Genomic DNA, 14734 nt, shown 5'->3' with positions numbered 1-14734 from the left:
TTTATGAACAAGAACGAACTAGTGTCCGCTGTCGCCGATGCCGCGAGTATTTCGAAGGGTGACGCGCAGTCGGCGGTTGATGCGGTGTTCTCCGTCATCACCGGCGAGCTGAAGAAGGGCGGCGATGTCCGGCTTGTCGGCTTCGGAAATTTCACCGTATCAAAACGCGCTGCCTCGACCGGCCGCAATCCGCAGACCGGCGCGGAAGTGCAGATTCCGGCGCGCACCGTGCCGAAGTTTTCGGCCGGCAAGGGCCTCAAGGACGCAGTCAACTAAGCGGCCTTCTTACCCTTTTCAGAGATCAGAAAAGCCGGGCATGCCCGGCTTTTCTTTTGCGCCCACTTTGGTGGGCTCATGTTGTCGAGAGGACAGCGGACAGTTCTATGCCGTCGGCGCATCGGCGCGCATCAGCTCTTCCTTCTTGAGATCGGCCCAGAGTGCTGGTGGCAGCTTCGCGTCGAGCAGCGACCGGTTGCTTTCGACCTCGCTCGGCCGCTGTCCGCCGGGGATCACCGACACGACCGAAGGATGCAGCAGCGGAAATTGCAATGCCGCCTCGATCAGGCGCACGCCGTGGCGTTTGCAGATGGCCTCGATGCGCGCGACGCGGTCGAGGATGTCCTGCGGCGCCTCGGAATAATTGTAATGGGCGCCGAGCTTCGGTCCGGTTGCCAGGATGCCGGAATTATACGGCCCGCCGAGAACGATGCCTATACCGCGCTTCTGGCATAGCGGCAGGAAGGACTGCAGCGCCTCCTGCTCCAGCAGCGTATAGCGCCCGGCAAGCAGGAAAAGGTCGAAGTCGCCACGCTCGGCAAGTGTCTGGGCAACCTGCCATTCGTTGATGCCGCCGCCGAACGCCTTGATGACGCCCTGGTCACGCAAGGCCAGCAGCCCGTAATAGCCCGAGCGCATGAACTCCTCGATGCGTTGGTCCGACGCCTCCTTGCTGCCATGGGTGAAGATATCGACGTCATGCACGAAAAGGATGTCGATGCGGTCGACGCCGAGGCGCTCGAGCGAGGCTTCGAAGGAGCGCATGACGCCGTCATAGCTGTAGTCGTAGACCTCGCGGCGCGACGGCGTGTCGAAGAACTTGCCGATGCCGGTGCGTTGGTCTGGCGGGCAGGCGCGCATGATGCGGCCGACTTTGCTCGACAGCACAAAGTCGTCGCGCTTTTTCGAACGCAGGAACGGATTGAGCCGCGTTTCCGACAGGCCAAGCCCGTAGAGTGGCGCAGTGTCGTAGTAGCGGCAGCCGACCTGCCAGGCAGTCTCCAGGGTGGTGTTGGCATCCTCGTCGGAAACGGCGCGATAGAGGTTGCCGAGCGGCGCCGTGCCGAAGCCGAGTTCCGTGAACGCGATGCCCCCATTGCCGATGCGGTCGAAATGCCGTGTCTTCATGTCCTGCCGTTTCCTCACCTACTCAATTGCCATGACACTATCACGCCTGGGGCACTGCAAAAGCAGTCCGAGCCATTGGACACGAATTTTCACGGTGATAGCATGAGCAAAAACAAGCTGTTCGGGGAAGCGATGCGTGCCCGCCAGATCGACATGGAGTCGGCGTCATGCGCTACGAGTTGATGCTGCCGCACCAGATCCGCAAGGCGATCGCCGAGAACTGGCCGGTCGCGCTCCCGCTCGGCGTGCTCGAATACCACGGTGAGCACATGGCCGTCGGCATGGATACGCTGGCCGTGGTCAAGATGCTGGAGCTGTTCGAAAAGGAAGCCAACATCGTCATCCTGCCCGCCTTCTACTATGGCGCGGCGAGCTACGCTGTAGCGCCGCCGGAGGGCAATGGCTCGGTTCAGGTCGGCGGCAGGGCGCTGGCGCCGTTCGCGGAGGAACTGTTCTACAGCCTGCTGCGCATCGGTTTTCGCAACATCCACGCCATCATCCATCACCAGACCGAGAATTTTGCCGCCGGCATGCCGACCGATCTCGCCTTCAAGACCGCCGGCCGCCAGGCGATCTTCCGGTTTCTGGAGAAGAAGCGCGGCGAGGGCTGGTGGGGCTCCGAGACGATGGCCGGCTATTATGCCGAGCACGCCCAGGGCGGCAATTTCTTCAACTGGATACAAGTGCATCCGCTGATGCCGACGGTGACGGACGGCCAATATCCCTTCGATCATGCTGGCATCGGCGAGACGTCGCTGATGCTGGCGCTATGCCCGGAAGCGGTGGACGCCGGCCGCTTCGCCGACAATACGGCATGGTACACGGCGACCGCCTCCGACGCCTCGGCGGAACTGGGGCAAAAGGGCGTCGCGATGATCCTCGATCATTTGCGGGCGACACTGGCGCGCTAACGGACGCGCCTTTTCGAGCGTTGCAGAAGCGCAGAATGAAAGCCGTAGCGATCCTTCGCGCCCCCCTCTGTCCTGCCGGACATCTCCCCCACTTGGGGGGGATTCGCTGTTTCAGCGCCCGCTCGTTCCTGCGGCGTTGGAGATTAGCGAAAACCGGCGTGACGGCCGATCTCCCCCCGTGTGGGGGAGATGTCCGGCAGGACAGAGGGGGGCGCTGTCCCGCCGGCGTTCAGAAGGCTATCCACAGTTGCAACGTCGGAGGAGTGGCGAGGGCTTACTTCACTGCGCCTGCGGTCATGCCCATGATCAAATAGCGCTCCAGCGCAATGCCGATGACGGCGAGCGGCGTGATCGCGGCGGTGGCGAGTGCGGCCATCGACCACCAGTTGATGCCCTGCGAGCCGGTCTGGCTCGCCACCATGACGGGAATGGTCTTGGCGTCGGTCGAGGTCAGAAGTGCAGCGAAGAAATACTCGTTCCAGCACAGCACCATCGCCAGGATGAAGGCGGCGACCATGCCCGGCAGCGCGATCGGCATGACGATGCGGAAGAAGGCGCCCCAGATCGACAGGCCGTCGACGAGGGCTGCTTCCTCCAGTTCGACCGGGATCGAATTGAACTGGTCGCGCATGATCCAGATGACGATCGGCAGCACCATCAGCGTGTAGAGCAGGATCAGCCCGATGCGCGTGTCGAGCATGCCGACTTCCCGGTACAGCACGAGAAACGGCAGGGCGAGCACGACCGGCGGCAGGATCAGCTGCGACAGGAAAAAGAAGGAGATATCCTCATTCTTGAACCACGCGAAGTGATAGCGGTAGCGGGTGAGACCGTAGGCGGCGAGGCTGCCGATGACGATGGCCAGGCTCGACGCGCCGACCGAGGTGATGACCGAATTCATGAAGCGCTTGATGAACTCGTCGCGCACCGTCGAGGTCCGGAAGATCGAGTCCGGCGACAGGCCGAGCGAGCGCCAGCCCTTCCAGTCCGGCCGGAAGTCGACGAACGGGATGAGATGGCCCTGGGTGACGTCGACCGCGGTTTTGAACGAGGTGGTTATCGTCCAGTAGATCGGGAACAGGCAGATGAAGGCCCAGAACACCAGCGCGCCATAGATGAAGATGCGATTGGCAAAAAAGCTCGCCGGCGAGCGGATTTCGGAAGCGGCATAGTCGGTGGTCTGGACGCTCATGTCGCCGCCCCTATCAATTGACGTTGCGCACGAAGCGGTTGGCGAATTTCAACAGCCACGTCACGAACACGATGATGATGATGAGGTAGGCCATTGCCAGCATGGTGCCGTAGCCGACATTCGAGCGGTCGCGATACTCGCGATAGATGAAGCTCGACACGGAATCGGTCGCGCCGCCCGGGCCGCCCGAGGTGACGGTGATGATGATGTCGGCAAGCTTCAGCTTGAAGATGATGCGCAGGATGATCGCCGTCACCGACACCGGCAGCATCAGCGGGAAGGTAACCTGCCAGAAGGTCTGCCAGGCATTGGCGCCGTCAACCCTGGCCGCCTCAAGCACCTCGCGTGACATCGCCTGAAGGCCGGCGAGCAGCATGATCATCATGAACGGGATGAAGGTCCAGGCATCCAGCACCATGATCGAGATGCGGGCGGTGATCGGGTTTGAGAAGAAGGCGGGGTTTTCCCAGCCGAGCTGACGCGCCAGGGTTGCGGCCGGCCCGAACCGATATTCCATCAGCGATTTGCCGATCATCCACGACACCGCGACCGGCGACAGCATCAACGGCATGAGGAAGACGACACGGAAGAATTTGCGCGCGCGGATCTGTGCGTTGAGCAGCAGGGCGAGGCCGAAGGCGATGACATATTCGACCAGCACCGCAAGCACATAGAGCACCATATTGAACAGCGCGTTGCGGTAGTAGGGATCGGCCAGCATCTGCCAGAAATTGTCGAGCCCGTTGAACTTCCGGCCGGAGAAGGAACTGAGGTTCCAGTCGGTCAACGCAATGTAGAAGCCGAACAGCGTCGGGAAGATCACCATGGCGATGGTGAACAGCAGCGCCGGCAGCAGGAACAGCGCGCGCTGGCCGTCTTCGCCGCGCGTCAGCACCTGGCCGATGCCGAGTGCTATACCCCACAGCACATAGGCATAGACGACCGGCCGCCAGGTCTCGAATCCGATCGTGTCGACCTCTGTCTTGTAGAGGATCTGAACTGCGATCACTGCCAGCAGGCCGAGCGTCGCAGCGGCCATCAACGCCCGGCCGAGCCGCTTGCGGCCCGGCGATATCAGATCGGATGGAACGGCGTTTGCCGGCCACGCACTGGTGGGCAAAGTCTGGTCAGCCACGTGTCTCGTCCGTTCACTGAAGGCTTTTATGACCGGCTGGCCGGTCAAACTGTTATGACCGGCTTAGCGGTCAGGCTGCAGTCCGGCGGCTTTGCGTCGCCGGACCACGGTTCCTAGAATCTCAACCTACATGCCTAGCGAGGCCTTATAGAGCTTGATCTGGTTTTCGCGGCCGATCTGGTCGGTCAGCTTCTCCCATGCGGCTGCGATGGCGTCGGCGCCTTCCTGCGCCGTCATCTTGCCGGCAAATGTGTTGGCCAGGATGTCCTCGGCGGCGCTGTAATATTGGAAGATGCCGGGGATGCGCGGCTCGATCGCGGCGTTCGGATGATTGTAGCTGTCGGCCTCCGACTTCAGATACGAGGTGATGAATGCCTCGTCGTAACCGGCCGCCACCCATTCCGGAATGTCGAAATGCGAGTTGCGGTAGGGCTGGAAGCCGGACGGATATGCCGCGCACCAGAGCGACAGGTCCTTGCCGCCGAGATGGGCCGCGGCAGACCACGCCGCCTTCTTCTTCTTTTCGTCGCTATCGACGCGGGCCATGACGTAGACACCCCAACCGAGATAGGCGCAGTTCGGCGCATGGTTCGGGCCGCTGGCCAGTTTGTCCCACTGGCCGGTCTTGGAATTGTAGACGTCATCCGAGCCCGGCAGGATCGAGAAGCCGGTGACATCGCCGACGACCGAACTGTCGTTGGTCTTGACGTTGGAGCCGACGTCGCCCCACCAGGTGACCATCGAACCGGTGCCGGCCAGGAATTGCTGGAAGGCGGTGGTATTCGGGTCGGCGTTGATCTGGTCGGCGGGCTCGGAAGGCAGCGCGTCGATCACGTCCTGGATCGCCCGCACCCAGGCTGGATTGTTGATGCGCGGCTTCATCGTATCGGCATCGAACAGCCAGGCCTTGTCGTCGGGATGCTTGGCATAGGCGCTGGCGCGGCTGCCGAGGAAGTAGAAGCCGAAGCCGCCCCACGCCTTGGGCGCGTCGAGATAGCCGAAGACGTCCTGGCCCTGGAACTGCTTGCCCTTGAGGAATTTGGTCACGGCCTGCACCTGTTGCCAGGTCTTCGGCACGCCCCATTCACCTTCGCCGCCGCCATCTTTCCACGCCTTGGCGAGGTCGGCATCGGCAAACACGTCGGTGCGGTAGTTGAAGTTATGCGCGTCGCCGTCGACGGTCACGCGATACTGCTTGCCGTCCCAGGTGCCGACGGGCGGCTGCAGATAGGCCACGACGTCTTTCATGTCGATCTGGTCCTTGACCCAGTCCGGCATTTCGGAGGTGAGGCCCTTGCCGCAGACATCGCCTTCGAACGGCGCGCCCATTTCGATGATGTCGAAATCGACGGTGCCGGTGGCGATCGACTGCTGCAGGCGGGCATTGTAATCCGCCTGCGCCAGGTCGATCCAGTTGATCTTGGCGCCGGTATAGGTCTCCCACGGCTTCAGGAAGCCGCGAAACAGCACATTGTGCAGGTTCTGGTTGTTGAGCCCCATGAAGGTGAGCTGGACACCGGCGAATTCGCCTTCCTTGACGCTGGCCTTGGTCGCCTCCAGGCAAAGCTCGCCGACCTGCTGGAAGTCGGCATCGGTCGGCTGGCCCTTGCCGACACCGGGGATTTGCAGGATCTGCGCGCGCAGCTCGCTTGCGGCGGAAGCAGGGCGCGTCAGCGCGCCGAGCCCGGCGCCGGATGCCGCGGCGATCGCGGCCATGCTGGCCGCGCCCTTGAGGACATCGCGGCGAGTGGCTCCCGCGCGCATAAATTGGTTGTAAAGGCTGACTTTCATTTCGTTCCTCCCAGAATCTCAACGGTGATTGTATCTCAATGGTGATTGTTTCGGGTATTTGGAGCGCTGGACGTGTTCCCCAACAACAGCGACTCCTGGAAATAGCGGCCCAAGTTTTCCTCCGCGACACTTCGATTTCCGTGGTCTGGACTAGCGTGCCGGCGCGCCCGGAACAGGGTCAGAACCCGAGCCCTTTCACTATTCTCACAACCAAGTGCCGTGTCAACGATGATGGGGTTTTTTATCTATAAAAGACTGACTTGCCCTAGCCGTTTGCGTTGTTTAGCTTCACCGCAACGAAAGGGGGGCCGATGGCTCAAGTCGCGATCAGCAATGTGGCCAAGGCGTTCGGAACCGTCAAGGTCCTGCACGGTGTCAGCGTCGACATCGCCGACGGGCAGTTCGTGGTGCTGGTCGGTCCTTCGGGGTGCGGAAAGTCCACGCTGCTCAGGATGGTGGCCGGGCTGGAGACCGTTTCCGGCGGCACAATCGCCATCGGCGACCGTGTCGTCAATCATCTGCCGCCGGCCAAGCGCGACATCGCCATGGTGTTCCAGAACTATGCGCTCTATCCGCACAAGACGGTGGAGCAGAACATGGCCTTTGCGCTGAAGCTGCGCAAGACCGACCCGGCTGATGTCGCCGAGCGGGTCAAGCGCGCCGCCGATATCCTCGACCTCAATCCTTATCTCAAGCGGTATCCGCGGCAACTCTCGGGCGGCCAGCGCCAGCGCGTCGCCATGGGCCGCGCCATCGTGCGCAACCCGCAGGTGTTCCTGTTCGACGAGCCGCTGTCTAACCTCGACGCAAAGCTGCGCGTCCAGATGCGCACCGAGATCAAGGAGCTGCACCAGCGGTTGAAGACCACCACCATCTATGTCACGCACGACCAGATCGAGGCCATGACCATGGCCGACAAGATCGTGGTGATGCGTGACGGCCGCATCGAGCAGGTCGGCGCGCCGCTGGAACTGTTCGACCGGCCGGCCAATCTGTTCGTCGCCGGTTTTATCGGCTCGCCGTCGATGAACCTGCTCAAGGGCGTGGTGCGCAAGGGCGACAGGCCGGTCGTCGACATCGCCGGAACGCCGTTCCCGATTGCTGCGAACAGCGCCGTGGAGGATGGGCGCAAGGTCGTTTACGGCGTACGACCCGAGCATCTCGAAATCCACTCCGACGGCGTGCCGGCGAAGATTTCGGTGGTCGAGCCGACCGGTTCCGAAACGCTTGTCTTCCTGCGTTTCGGTGAGGGCGAGATGGTGGCGCTGTTCCGCGAGCGCCACGATTTCAAGCCGGGCGACACGCTGCATCTGAAACCCCGGCTCGACCAGGTCCATCTCTTCGACTCAGAGACCGGCCGTCGTCTTTAACGCTTTGAATTTGCGCCTGAAACCGACAACACTTTTCGGGATCATGCGCCAGGCTTCGCATCAAAAAGCCCGTTCGGGAGGGAACTATGCTCAAAGGGATCAATCCGCTGCTCAATGCCGACGTGCTCCAGGCGCTGCGGGCGATGGGCCATGGCGACGATTTGATCATCGCCGACACCAACTTCCCTTCCGATTCGGTGGCGCGCCAGACCGTGCTCGGCCGGCTGCTGCGCATCGATGCACCGGCCGCGGACGTGGTCAAGGCGGTGCTGTCGCTCTATCCGCTGGACAGTTTCGTCGACGACGCGGCCGCCCGCATGGAGATCGTCGGCAAGCCGAGCGAGATTCCCGCAGTGCAGACGGAAGTGCAAGACGAGATCGACGCGGCGGAGGGCAAGCCATGGCCGATGATCTCGGTCGAGCGCTATGCCTTTTATGAGCGCGCCAAGAAGGCCTATTGCGTCATCCAGACCGGCGAACGCCGCTTCTATGGCTGTTTCGCCTTCCGCAAGGGCGTCGTGCCGCCGGATGCGGAGTAGGGGGATGCCAGGCAAGCCTGTCGTCATATTGGGGGTCTTCGTCGCCGACACCGCCTACCGCGCCGCGCGCCAGCCGCGCATGGGCGAGACGCTTCTTGGCACATCCTTCACGCTTGGCCCCGGCGGCAAGGGCTCCAACCAGGCGGTTGCGGCCGGCCGTCTCGGTGCCGACATCACTTTTCTGACGCGCCTCGGCGTCGATCCCTTTGCCGATATGGCCAGGCAGACCTGGGCGCAGGCCGGGGTGAAGAGCGCCGTCATCGACACGCCGGAGAGTTATACGGGTGCGGCCTATATCTTCGTCGAGGAGACCACCGGCAACAACGCCATCATCGTCAGTCCGGGTGCGGCCATGCTGATTTCGCCCGACGATATCCAGGCCCATGCCGGCCTGATCCGCTCGGCCGGCGTCTTCGTCACCCAGCTCGAACAACCGATCGAGGCGGCGATGCGAGCGTTAGAGATCGCGCGCGGGGCAGGCGTGACGACCATCCTCAACCCGGCGCCGGCGGCAAAGCTTCCTGACCGCATCTATACGCTCTGCGACTATGTCACGCCGAACGAGACCGAGGCCGAGGAACTGACCGGTATCAAGGCGTCCTCCATCGAGGACGCCCGCCGCGCCGCCGACAGTCTGCTCCAGAAGGGCGTTGGCGCGGTTATCGTGACGCTCGGCGAAAAAGGCGCGCTGCTGCATACGGCTGATCGCTCCGATCATGTCGATGCGATCAATGCCGGCCCGGTGGTCGAGACCACCGGCGCCGGCGACGCCTTCAATGGCGGCCTGGCTGCAGCACTTGCGAGAGGGGTGGAACCGCTGCAAGCGGTCCGCTTCGCCTGCGCCGTCGCCGGCATTTCGGTAACGCGACCAGGCACGGCGCCGTCAATGCCGACGCTGCAAGAGGTCGAGGCATTGCTCGCCAAAGGGTGATGCCGCAAGCTCTCCACTTTGGTCCGTTCCGACCATGGTGGCACATTAGCCACAGTGAATATGAATCGGCAAACCTATCTTGCGTCATTGGCATAGGTGTCCCGTAATGGATCACTGGGTCTGGCGCCGCAATTGCACGGTCAGCAATGCCGGGGGGCAACCTTGACTGGCAATCGGGGGTAATCTGGGGGGCCGCCGCTTCGCAAATGGAGCGGCGGGCTCTTTCACGGCACCACACCATCAGAAGCCGCCGACGGATAGGAATGGCTGTGGTTTGCAATGCTCGCGGGGAAGCACCTGTCGCGGCCGAATGAGGCGATCTAGCCGCGAACTCTCGACATTTCCCGGACCTCTGCCCGCAGCGCCTGTAACTCCGCGAGGATGATGGCCTGATCGCTGTGCAGCGTTGCCCTGTCGGCCGATTCCACAGCTTCATGCTCGGCCTCCATCGCCGAAACGATCACGCCGATGAACAGATTGAGCACGGTGAACGAGGTCGCGATGATGAATGGGATGAAGAACAGCCAGGCGGTCGGATAGACCGCCATGACCGGGCGCACCACGCCGTCCGACCAGCCTTCGAGAGTCATGACCTGGAAAAGCGTGAAGAGCGATTCCGGTATGCCGCCGAACAGTTCGGGAAAGGACGAGCCGTAGAGCTTCGTCGCCATCACCGCAAAGACGTAGAATACCAGCCCGAGCAACAGCATGATCGAGCCCATGCCAGGCAAGGCCGTGATGAAGCCGGTGACGACACGGCGCAGCGACGGAACGATGCTGATCAGGCGCAGGACCCGCAGGACGCGCAGCGCCCGCAGCACGGACAGCGAACCGGTCGCGGGGATGAGCGCGAAACCGACGACGAAGAGGTCGAAGATGCGCCATGGATCGCGGAAGAAATTCGTCCTGTAGACGACCACCCGGATCGCGAGTTCGAGGACGAAGACGCCGAGGATCGCACGGTCGATGGCAGTTAGAAGCGGGCCAAAAGCAGCAATCGCATCGGGCGAGGTTTCGAGGCCGAGCGTGACGGCGTTGATCAGGATCAGGACCATGATCGTAAGATCGAAATGGCGCGATTCGATGAGCGATTTCAGGGCGTCCAAGGCTTCTTCTCCGTGAAAGCATCGGACCCAAAATGGGAACCGGGTTCGGGAAAATCCAACGCTCAAACGCATATGACAGGCTTGCAACGCAGCAAATACAAAAGTTGAAACTCTCAGGAAACTGAAAGTCGAAGCTCTTTGTATTAAGGAACCAAGGCCTCCACGACCTCCAGCGTGGCGGGCCCCGGTCGGAAATAGCCTTCTGGCCCGCTGTTAAAGCGAATCGTTGCGCTATGTCGCTGTAGGGACTGCATTTTTCTGCGGCAGCGCGAAGGATGAACCGGCACACAGCGATCATCTGCCAAGTCGCCAGGAACCATGCGGGGGAGCAGCGGGTTTGGCTTGGATGCCGACACGATCGGTCCACCATTCTCCAAGGAGAATACGATGACATTAGCAAGCAAGACCACAGCAGTTGCCGCGGCGCTGGCTATGCTGGCTTCGCCGGCACTATCCCAGACGAGTTCACCTGTGCCCGATGCACCTGCACCGGATCAAGGTTCACAGTCAGCGCCAGGAGTGAGCGGGCCAACCGAAGACTCCATGCGCAATATGATGCGTCAGATGATGACTGAGATGCTGGAGGAGAGAATGCAGGAGCATCGTCTCCCTCGAGCAGAACGACGAGGTGGCGGCCGTTGGCATCGCGATTTCCGAAGAGGTCCGCATGACGGGCGCCGAATGGGAGGCCGGATGATGCATGGCGCACGGATGCGAATGATGTTCGCCATAGTGGACGCCGACGGCGATGGTGCGCTTTCTCAAACCGAGGTTCAGGATTTCATCGGGCGGATATTCAACGCCGTCGACGAGAACGGCGATGACAGCGTCGACAGGGAGGAGATCCGATCCTTCTTCCACGGAGGTGCCGACGAAACGGGTGAATAAAGCACTGCAAAGACTTGCGCGTTCCTGGACGAATTCGGGAAAGGAATTCGGAAATGGCTGGTCTCGTTGGCAAGTTTGTCGGGAAAACCCCGGCACCTCGCAAGGGCATGCCTAGTCCAAAATTGAGTGAGAAAGAGTTCAAGACAAGGTACAAGCAGCAATTCGTCGATCCAGCGTTCGAACCGCTCGCCCAGTCGATCGAGCAAATCGCTTCGATCGCCTGGCAGGCTTATACGGATTCCCGCAAGAGCCCGATCACGAGGAAAGCCGGTCCTGCGTTCAGCGACCCCGACTACGACCTGTCCGTCGATTGGATTGCGGCGCACGAAGCGGTGCTACAGGCGCAGCGTCGGCACGAGGATCTAACGGTGCCGCCGCGTCTATTGATCATCAACGGGTCGTCGCGCAGCGAGCATACCTGTCCCAGCGAAATGTCGAAGAGTTTTCGGCTCGCCGAAATCGCCCGTGAGACCATCGACAAGGAAACGAAACTTGCGGTCGAAATTCTCGATTTGTCGCGACTTGCTTCCGAATACGGGAGGAACATCCATCCATGCAAGGCGTGCTTTTCGACGGCCGCTCCGCTCTGCCATTGGCCCTGTTCCTGCTATCCCAACCATTCGCTTGGCCAAGTTCAGGACTGGATGAACGAAATCTACCCAATGTGGGTCGCCGCCCATGGGATCATGATCATCACCCCGGTGAATTGGTATCAGGTTTCCTCGCCTCTCAAACTGATGATGGACAGGCTTGTCTGCGCTGACGGTGGCAATCCAGACCCCTCGCTGACACAAGGCAAGGATGCGGCAAAGGCAAAGGAGGTAGAACTGGCCGGGTGGGACTATCCGCGTCATCTGGCAGGCAGGCTGTTTTCTGTGATCGTGCACGGCGATGTCGAAGGTGCCGAGAATGTGCGGCATTCCATCGCTGACTGGCTGCGCTTCATGAAGTTGTCGCCGGCCGCCCCAAGCGCCGAGCTCGACCGCTACATCGGTTACTGGAAGCCGTACGCTACAAGTCATGATGAACTCGATGCCGACGAGACAATCCAGGAAGAAGTTCGCAACGCCGCCCGCTCGCTCGCCGAAGCCGTCGTCGAACGTCGGTCGGGCCGTTTCCGTCAGATCGGCATCGGCCTGAAAGACCCGCGGCAAAAATAGGCGAGCCCATCAGCGAAGTACGGAGTCCCTGAATTCTGCACGGAAACCGAGCCCGAGCTTAGTCAGCGAACGTGCCGAGCATCGGCTCACGGAGCGTTAGGAAAATGCTTTTTCGAAAGCTTTGCCTTCACCCTACTGCCAGTCGCGCCAGGCCGGCAACCATGCGCCACAACAGGCGTTAAAAAGCTCAGCGTCCGAGAGAAGCGGCAGCGAGCACGCATCCCCGGCCGCGTTGTCCCGCTTCCAACCGGGAAATCAAGAGGCCTGTCAGATTGAGAACGTCTATGAAACTTCCTTGCCGCCGCCGGCTGGACCCCATGCCCAGCGCTTCAAGTCGGGCCTTGATGTCCATGGCCGCGCCACAATCCGCCGACATGCAGTCGGTCCTCCATAACAATATTCAAGCTCTGGTTGACCATCGACGAGAGCAGGAGCAGCATCGGGCGTTTCAAGATCGAATTGCCGGCGTCATCTCCCGTTTCGCGGGGAGCATGGCATTCGTGTATCTGCACCTTGCAATCCTGATCGTCTGGGTCGTGCTGAACCTTGGAGCGATCCCGGCTATTCCACCCTGGGACCCAAGTTTTGTGATATTGGCAATGGTAGCCTCGGTTGAGGCGATCTTCCTGTCCACCTTTGTACTGATCAACCAGAACAGAATGGCTGAGCTCAGCGAGCGCCGAGCCGAGCTGGATCTGCAGATCAGTCTGCTCAACGAGCATGAAACCACACGACTGATCGAAATGATGTCCGCTCTGACGGAGCGTTTGAAGGTATCGACGCCGGCAGATGACGAACTGCCCCAGCTAGCTCAGAACGTCGATCCGCAAGTGGTGATGAGCCAAATCGAACGGATCTCTAAAAACCAAACCAAGCGCTAGAATTTATCGGCTGCCAAGGATTGTCCAAATATCTGAATTGCCGGTCCGGCATTCAGAGTTCTTTTCATTTCCAATCAGCTAAGTGATTGAAAATGGCGCGAGTGACGGGGCTCGAACCCGCGACCTCCGGCGTGACAGGCCGGCACTCTAACCAACTGAGCTACACCCGCGCAAGACGAGCACGGTCAGCCGTGTTCGTCGTTGGGGCGGTGGATAAGGCGTAAGCCACCGGGTGTCAAGCGGAGCGCGACGGCATAACAGCAAACAGGAGAAGGTTTTTTGACAAGCCGAATTTTGTTGCCGAAAACGATCAACGGCGAGGGCATCGTGCGCTCATTTGGCCTTGCGAACCCCGTCCTAACTGCTTAAAGGTCCGGCCCGGAGCGGGCGATTAGCTCAGTTGGTAGAGCGCTTCGTTTACACCGAAGATGTCGGCGGTTCGAGCCCGTCATCGCCCACCATAAAAAATAAGTTCCGCCCAGAAGACGAAGTTACCTCCGGGTTCATTGAACTCGGAGGCAATTCAAAACGGCGCTCTCCCTCAAATGCCGGGAAAACACCTAGCAGCCTCTGTTATCTATGAGGCCGTCCGGCATTGTTGTGTTGCAAAGTTTCGCGTCCACAAGCAGCGCCGCATCTAAGTTTACCACCAAATGCAAATTTGCTCCCTCCAGGTTTGCGCCCGACAGCTGCACTTGCGCAAGGCGCGCGCCCCTTAGGCTTGCCCCAGTCAAGATCGCTCCTGACAGGCTCGCATTTGACAGGTTTGCGCCAGAAAGGCTCGCCTTCGACAGGTTCGCATTCGACAGATTCGCGCCAGACAAGTTCGCGTAATTTAGGCTGGCGCCAGATAGTTCCGCGCCGGAGAGATTCGCACCGCTAAGGTCCGCACCATTCATGTTTGCTTCTTTGAGGTCGGCGCCCGTCAGGTTCGCATTGGTCAAGATCGCGCCCGGCAGATAGCTTCCCGTCATGCTTGCGCCCGATAGGTCGCAGTCTGCGCATATTGGCTTGGACCTGAGACGCTCGATCGCATCCAAATCGAACGCAGTCGAGTAGAAGTGCCCAGGCCAACGGCCAGCACAGTGAAAACTATCAGTTGTTTTATTCGCCCTCCCAACATGTTGCGGCTCTATTTGGAAAAATGCGACCCGCGGTTGTAATGCCGCAGATCGCCAGCGTCTTGGCGTCGTTCCTAGTGGCACGCCATCTGTCAACGATGCCTAGAAGTTCGGGCGGCGCGCCCAGTCGGTCAACGCGATGGACCACAGACCATGCCGCCGAATGGTATCACGGGGACCGGCTACCAAACACGATCTCAGGGTTGCGGGCTCTAAACGCGGAACAGATCAGGGCCAGACGGCGTTAGGCCGCACTGGAACCCGAATGACTCCTCCGGGTTCCAGTTGAGCCGGCGGAAATACCC

Annotated in this window: 14 protein-coding genes and 2 tRNA genes; 9 read left to right on the top strand and 7 right to left on the bottom strand. The window is 60.9% G+C overall.

Annotation, left to right across the window (positions count from 1 at the left end):
* The first annotated feature begins 3 nt into the window (after positions 1–3).
* The gene (locus tag AC0L25_RS12225; RefSeq protein ID WP_023798342.1) at positions 4–276 is read left to right on the top strand and encodes an HU family DNA-binding protein; all 273 of its coding nucleotides are present in this window, start codon (positions 4–6) and stop codon (positions 274–276) included.
* 105 nt (positions 277–381) lie between these two features.
* On the opposite strand, the gene AC0L25_RS12220 is transcribed toward AC0L25_RS12225, so the two are convergent.
* A complete protein-coding gene (locus AC0L25_RS12220) occupies positions 382–1404 on the bottom strand; it encodes an aldo/keto reductase (RefSeq protein ID WP_473595716.1) in 1023 nt (340 codons plus the stop codon).
* A 167-nt stretch (positions 1405–1571) separates the two neighbouring features.
* Between AC0L25_RS12220 and AC0L25_RS12215 the strand changes: the two genes are divergently transcribed.
* Positions 1572–2315, top strand: a complete 744-nt coding sequence (locus AC0L25_RS12215) for a creatininase family protein (RefSeq protein ID WP_473595715.1) — start codon at positions 1572–1574, stop codon at positions 2313–2315.
* A 274-nt stretch (positions 2316–2589) separates the two neighbouring features.
* Here AC0L25_RS12215 and AC0L25_RS12210 read toward each other — a convergent pair whose 3' ends face one another.
* From AC0L25_RS12210 to AC0L25_RS12200, 3 genes are all read right to left on the bottom strand, one after another.
* Positions 2590–3507 (bottom strand): carbohydrate ABC transporter permease, encoded by a 918-nt coding sequence (locus AC0L25_RS12210; protein WP_473595714.1) that lies wholly within the window; start codon positions 3505–3507, stop codon positions 2590–2592.
* Positions 3508–3520: 13 nt separating this feature from the next.
* Positions 3521–4642, bottom strand: coding sequence for a carbohydrate ABC transporter permease (locus AC0L25_RS12205; protein WP_473595713.1), 1122 nt, complete (start codon positions 4640–4642; stop codon positions 3521–3523).
* 126 nt (positions 4643–4768) lie between these two features.
* Entirely contained in the window at positions 4769–6433 is a 1665-nt protein-coding gene (locus tag AC0L25_RS12200) for an ABC transporter substrate-binding protein (RefSeq protein ID WP_473595712.1), read from the bottom strand.
* A 311-nt stretch (positions 6434–6744) separates the two neighbouring features.
* On the opposite strand from AC0L25_RS12200, the gene AC0L25_RS12195 reads away from it, so the two are divergent.
* The 3 genes from AC0L25_RS12195 (at position 6745) to rbsK (ending at position 9273) form a co-directional block, all read left to right on the top strand.
* Complete coding sequence (locus AC0L25_RS12195) at positions 6745–7803, top strand: ABC transporter ATP-binding protein (RefSeq protein ID WP_473595711.1); 1059 nt, start codon at positions 6745–6747, stop codon at positions 7801–7803.
* 86 nt (positions 7804–7889) lie between these two features.
* The gene (locus AC0L25_RS12190) at positions 7890–8342 is read left to right on the top strand and encodes an RbsD/FucU family protein (protein WP_473595710.1); all 453 of its coding nucleotides are present in this window, start codon (positions 7890–7892) and stop codon (positions 8340–8342) included.
* 4 nt (positions 8343–8346) lie between these two features.
* Positions 8347–9273 carry a ribokinase gene (gene rbsK / locus AC0L25_RS12185; protein ID WP_473595709.1) on the top strand — a complete coding sequence of 309 codons (927 nt, stop codon included), beginning with the start codon at positions 8347–8349 and terminating at the stop codon, positions 9271–9273.
* A gap of 320 nt (positions 9274–9593) precedes the next feature.
* On the opposite strand, the gene AC0L25_RS12180 is transcribed toward rbsK, so the two are convergent.
* Entirely contained in the window at positions 9594–10379 is a 786-nt protein-coding gene (locus tag AC0L25_RS12180; RefSeq protein ID WP_473595708.1) for an ion transporter, read from the bottom strand.
* A 387-nt stretch (positions 10380–10766) separates the two neighbouring features.
* Here AC0L25_RS12180 and AC0L25_RS12175 point away from each other — a divergent pair, with 387 nt between their 5' ends.
* The 3 genes from AC0L25_RS12175 to AC0L25_RS12165 all read left to right on the top strand — a co-directional run bounded on the left by AC0L25_RS12175 (position 10767) and on the right by AC0L25_RS12165 (position 13308).
* A complete protein-coding gene (locus AC0L25_RS12175) occupies positions 10767–11267 on the top strand; it encodes an EF-hand domain-containing protein (RefSeq protein WP_473595707.1) in 501 nt (166 codons plus the stop codon).
* A gap of 53 nt (positions 11268–11320) precedes the next feature.
* Positions 11321–12427, top strand: a complete 1107-nt coding sequence (locus tag AC0L25_RS12170) for a flavodoxin family protein (RefSeq protein WP_473595706.1) — start codon at positions 11321–11323, stop codon at positions 12425–12427.
* 284 nt (positions 12428–12711) lie between these two features.
* Positions 12712–13308: a DUF1003 domain-containing protein gene (locus AC0L25_RS12165; protein ID WP_473595705.1), complete on the top strand. Its 597-nt coding sequence runs from the start codon at positions 12712–12714 to the stop codon at positions 13306–13308.
* A gap of 93 nt (positions 13309–13401) precedes the next feature.
* Here AC0L25_RS12165 and AC0L25_RS12160 read toward each other — a convergent pair.
* Positions 13402–13478, bottom strand: a tRNA-Asp gene (locus AC0L25_RS12160).
* Between the two features lie 215 nt (positions 13479–13693).
* On the opposite strand from AC0L25_RS12160, the gene AC0L25_RS12155 reads away from it, so the two are divergent.
* Positions 13694–13769: transfer RNA gene (locus AC0L25_RS12155), tRNA-Val, on the top strand.
* 99 nt (positions 13770–13868) lie between these two features.
* On the opposite strand, the gene AC0L25_RS12150 is transcribed toward AC0L25_RS12155, so the two are convergent.
* Complete coding sequence (locus AC0L25_RS12150; RefSeq protein ID WP_473595746.1) at positions 13869–14513, bottom strand: pentapeptide repeat-containing protein; 645 nt, start codon at positions 14511–14513, stop codon at positions 13869–13871.
* Positions 14514–14734 lie beyond the last annotated feature (221 nt).

Source organism: Mesorhizobium sp. WSM4813 (assembly GCF_055811555.1).
Note: the sequence above shows the minus strand (reverse complement) of the source record. Positions and strands in the feature narration are given on the sequence as shown.

What these genes read in the sequence shown, in the direction of transcription:
- AC0L25_RS12175 (WP_473595707.1), top strand. Translation starts at nt 10,767, where the DNA reads ATGACATTAGCAAGCAAGACCACAGCAGTTGCCGCGGCGCTGGCTATG.
- AC0L25_RS12215 (WP_473595715.1), top strand. Translation starts at nt 1,572, where the DNA reads ATGCGCTACGAGTTGATGCTGCCGCACCAGATCCGCAAGGCGATCGCC.
- AC0L25_RS12220 (WP_473595716.1), bottom strand. Translation starts at nt 1,404, where the DNA reads ATGAAGACACGGCATTTCGACCGCATCGGCAATGGGGGCATCGCGTTC.
- AC0L25_RS12225 (WP_023798342.1), top strand. Translation starts at nt 4, where the DNA reads ATGAACAAGAACGAACTAGTGTCCGCTGTCGCCGATGCCGCGAGTATT.
- AC0L25_RS12210 (WP_473595714.1), bottom strand. Translation starts at nt 3,507, where the DNA reads ATGAGCGTCCAGACCACCGACTATGCCGCTTCCGAAATCCGCTCGCCG.
- rbsK (WP_473595709.1), top strand. Translation starts at nt 8,347, where the DNA reads ATGCCAGGCAAGCCTGTCGTCATATTGGGGGTCTTCGTCGCCGACACC.
- AC0L25_RS12170 (WP_473595706.1), top strand. Translation starts at nt 11,321, where the DNA reads ATGGCTGGTCTCGTTGGCAAGTTTGTCGGGAAAACCCCGGCACCTCGC.
- AC0L25_RS12190 (WP_473595710.1), top strand. Translation starts at nt 7,890, where the DNA reads ATGCTCAAAGGGATCAATCCGCTGCTCAATGCCGACGTGCTCCAGGCG.
- AC0L25_RS12195 (WP_473595711.1), top strand. Translation starts at nt 6,745, where the DNA reads ATGGCTCAAGTCGCGATCAGCAATGTGGCCAAGGCGTTCGGAACCGTC.
- AC0L25_RS12200 (WP_473595712.1), bottom strand. Translation starts at nt 6,433, where the DNA reads ATGAAAGTCAGCCTTTACAACCAATTTATGCGCGCGGGAGCCACTCGC.
- AC0L25_RS12165 (WP_473595705.1), top strand. Translation starts at nt 12,712, where the DNA reads ATGAAACTTCCTTGCCGCCGCCGGCTGGACCCCATGCCCAGCGCTTCA.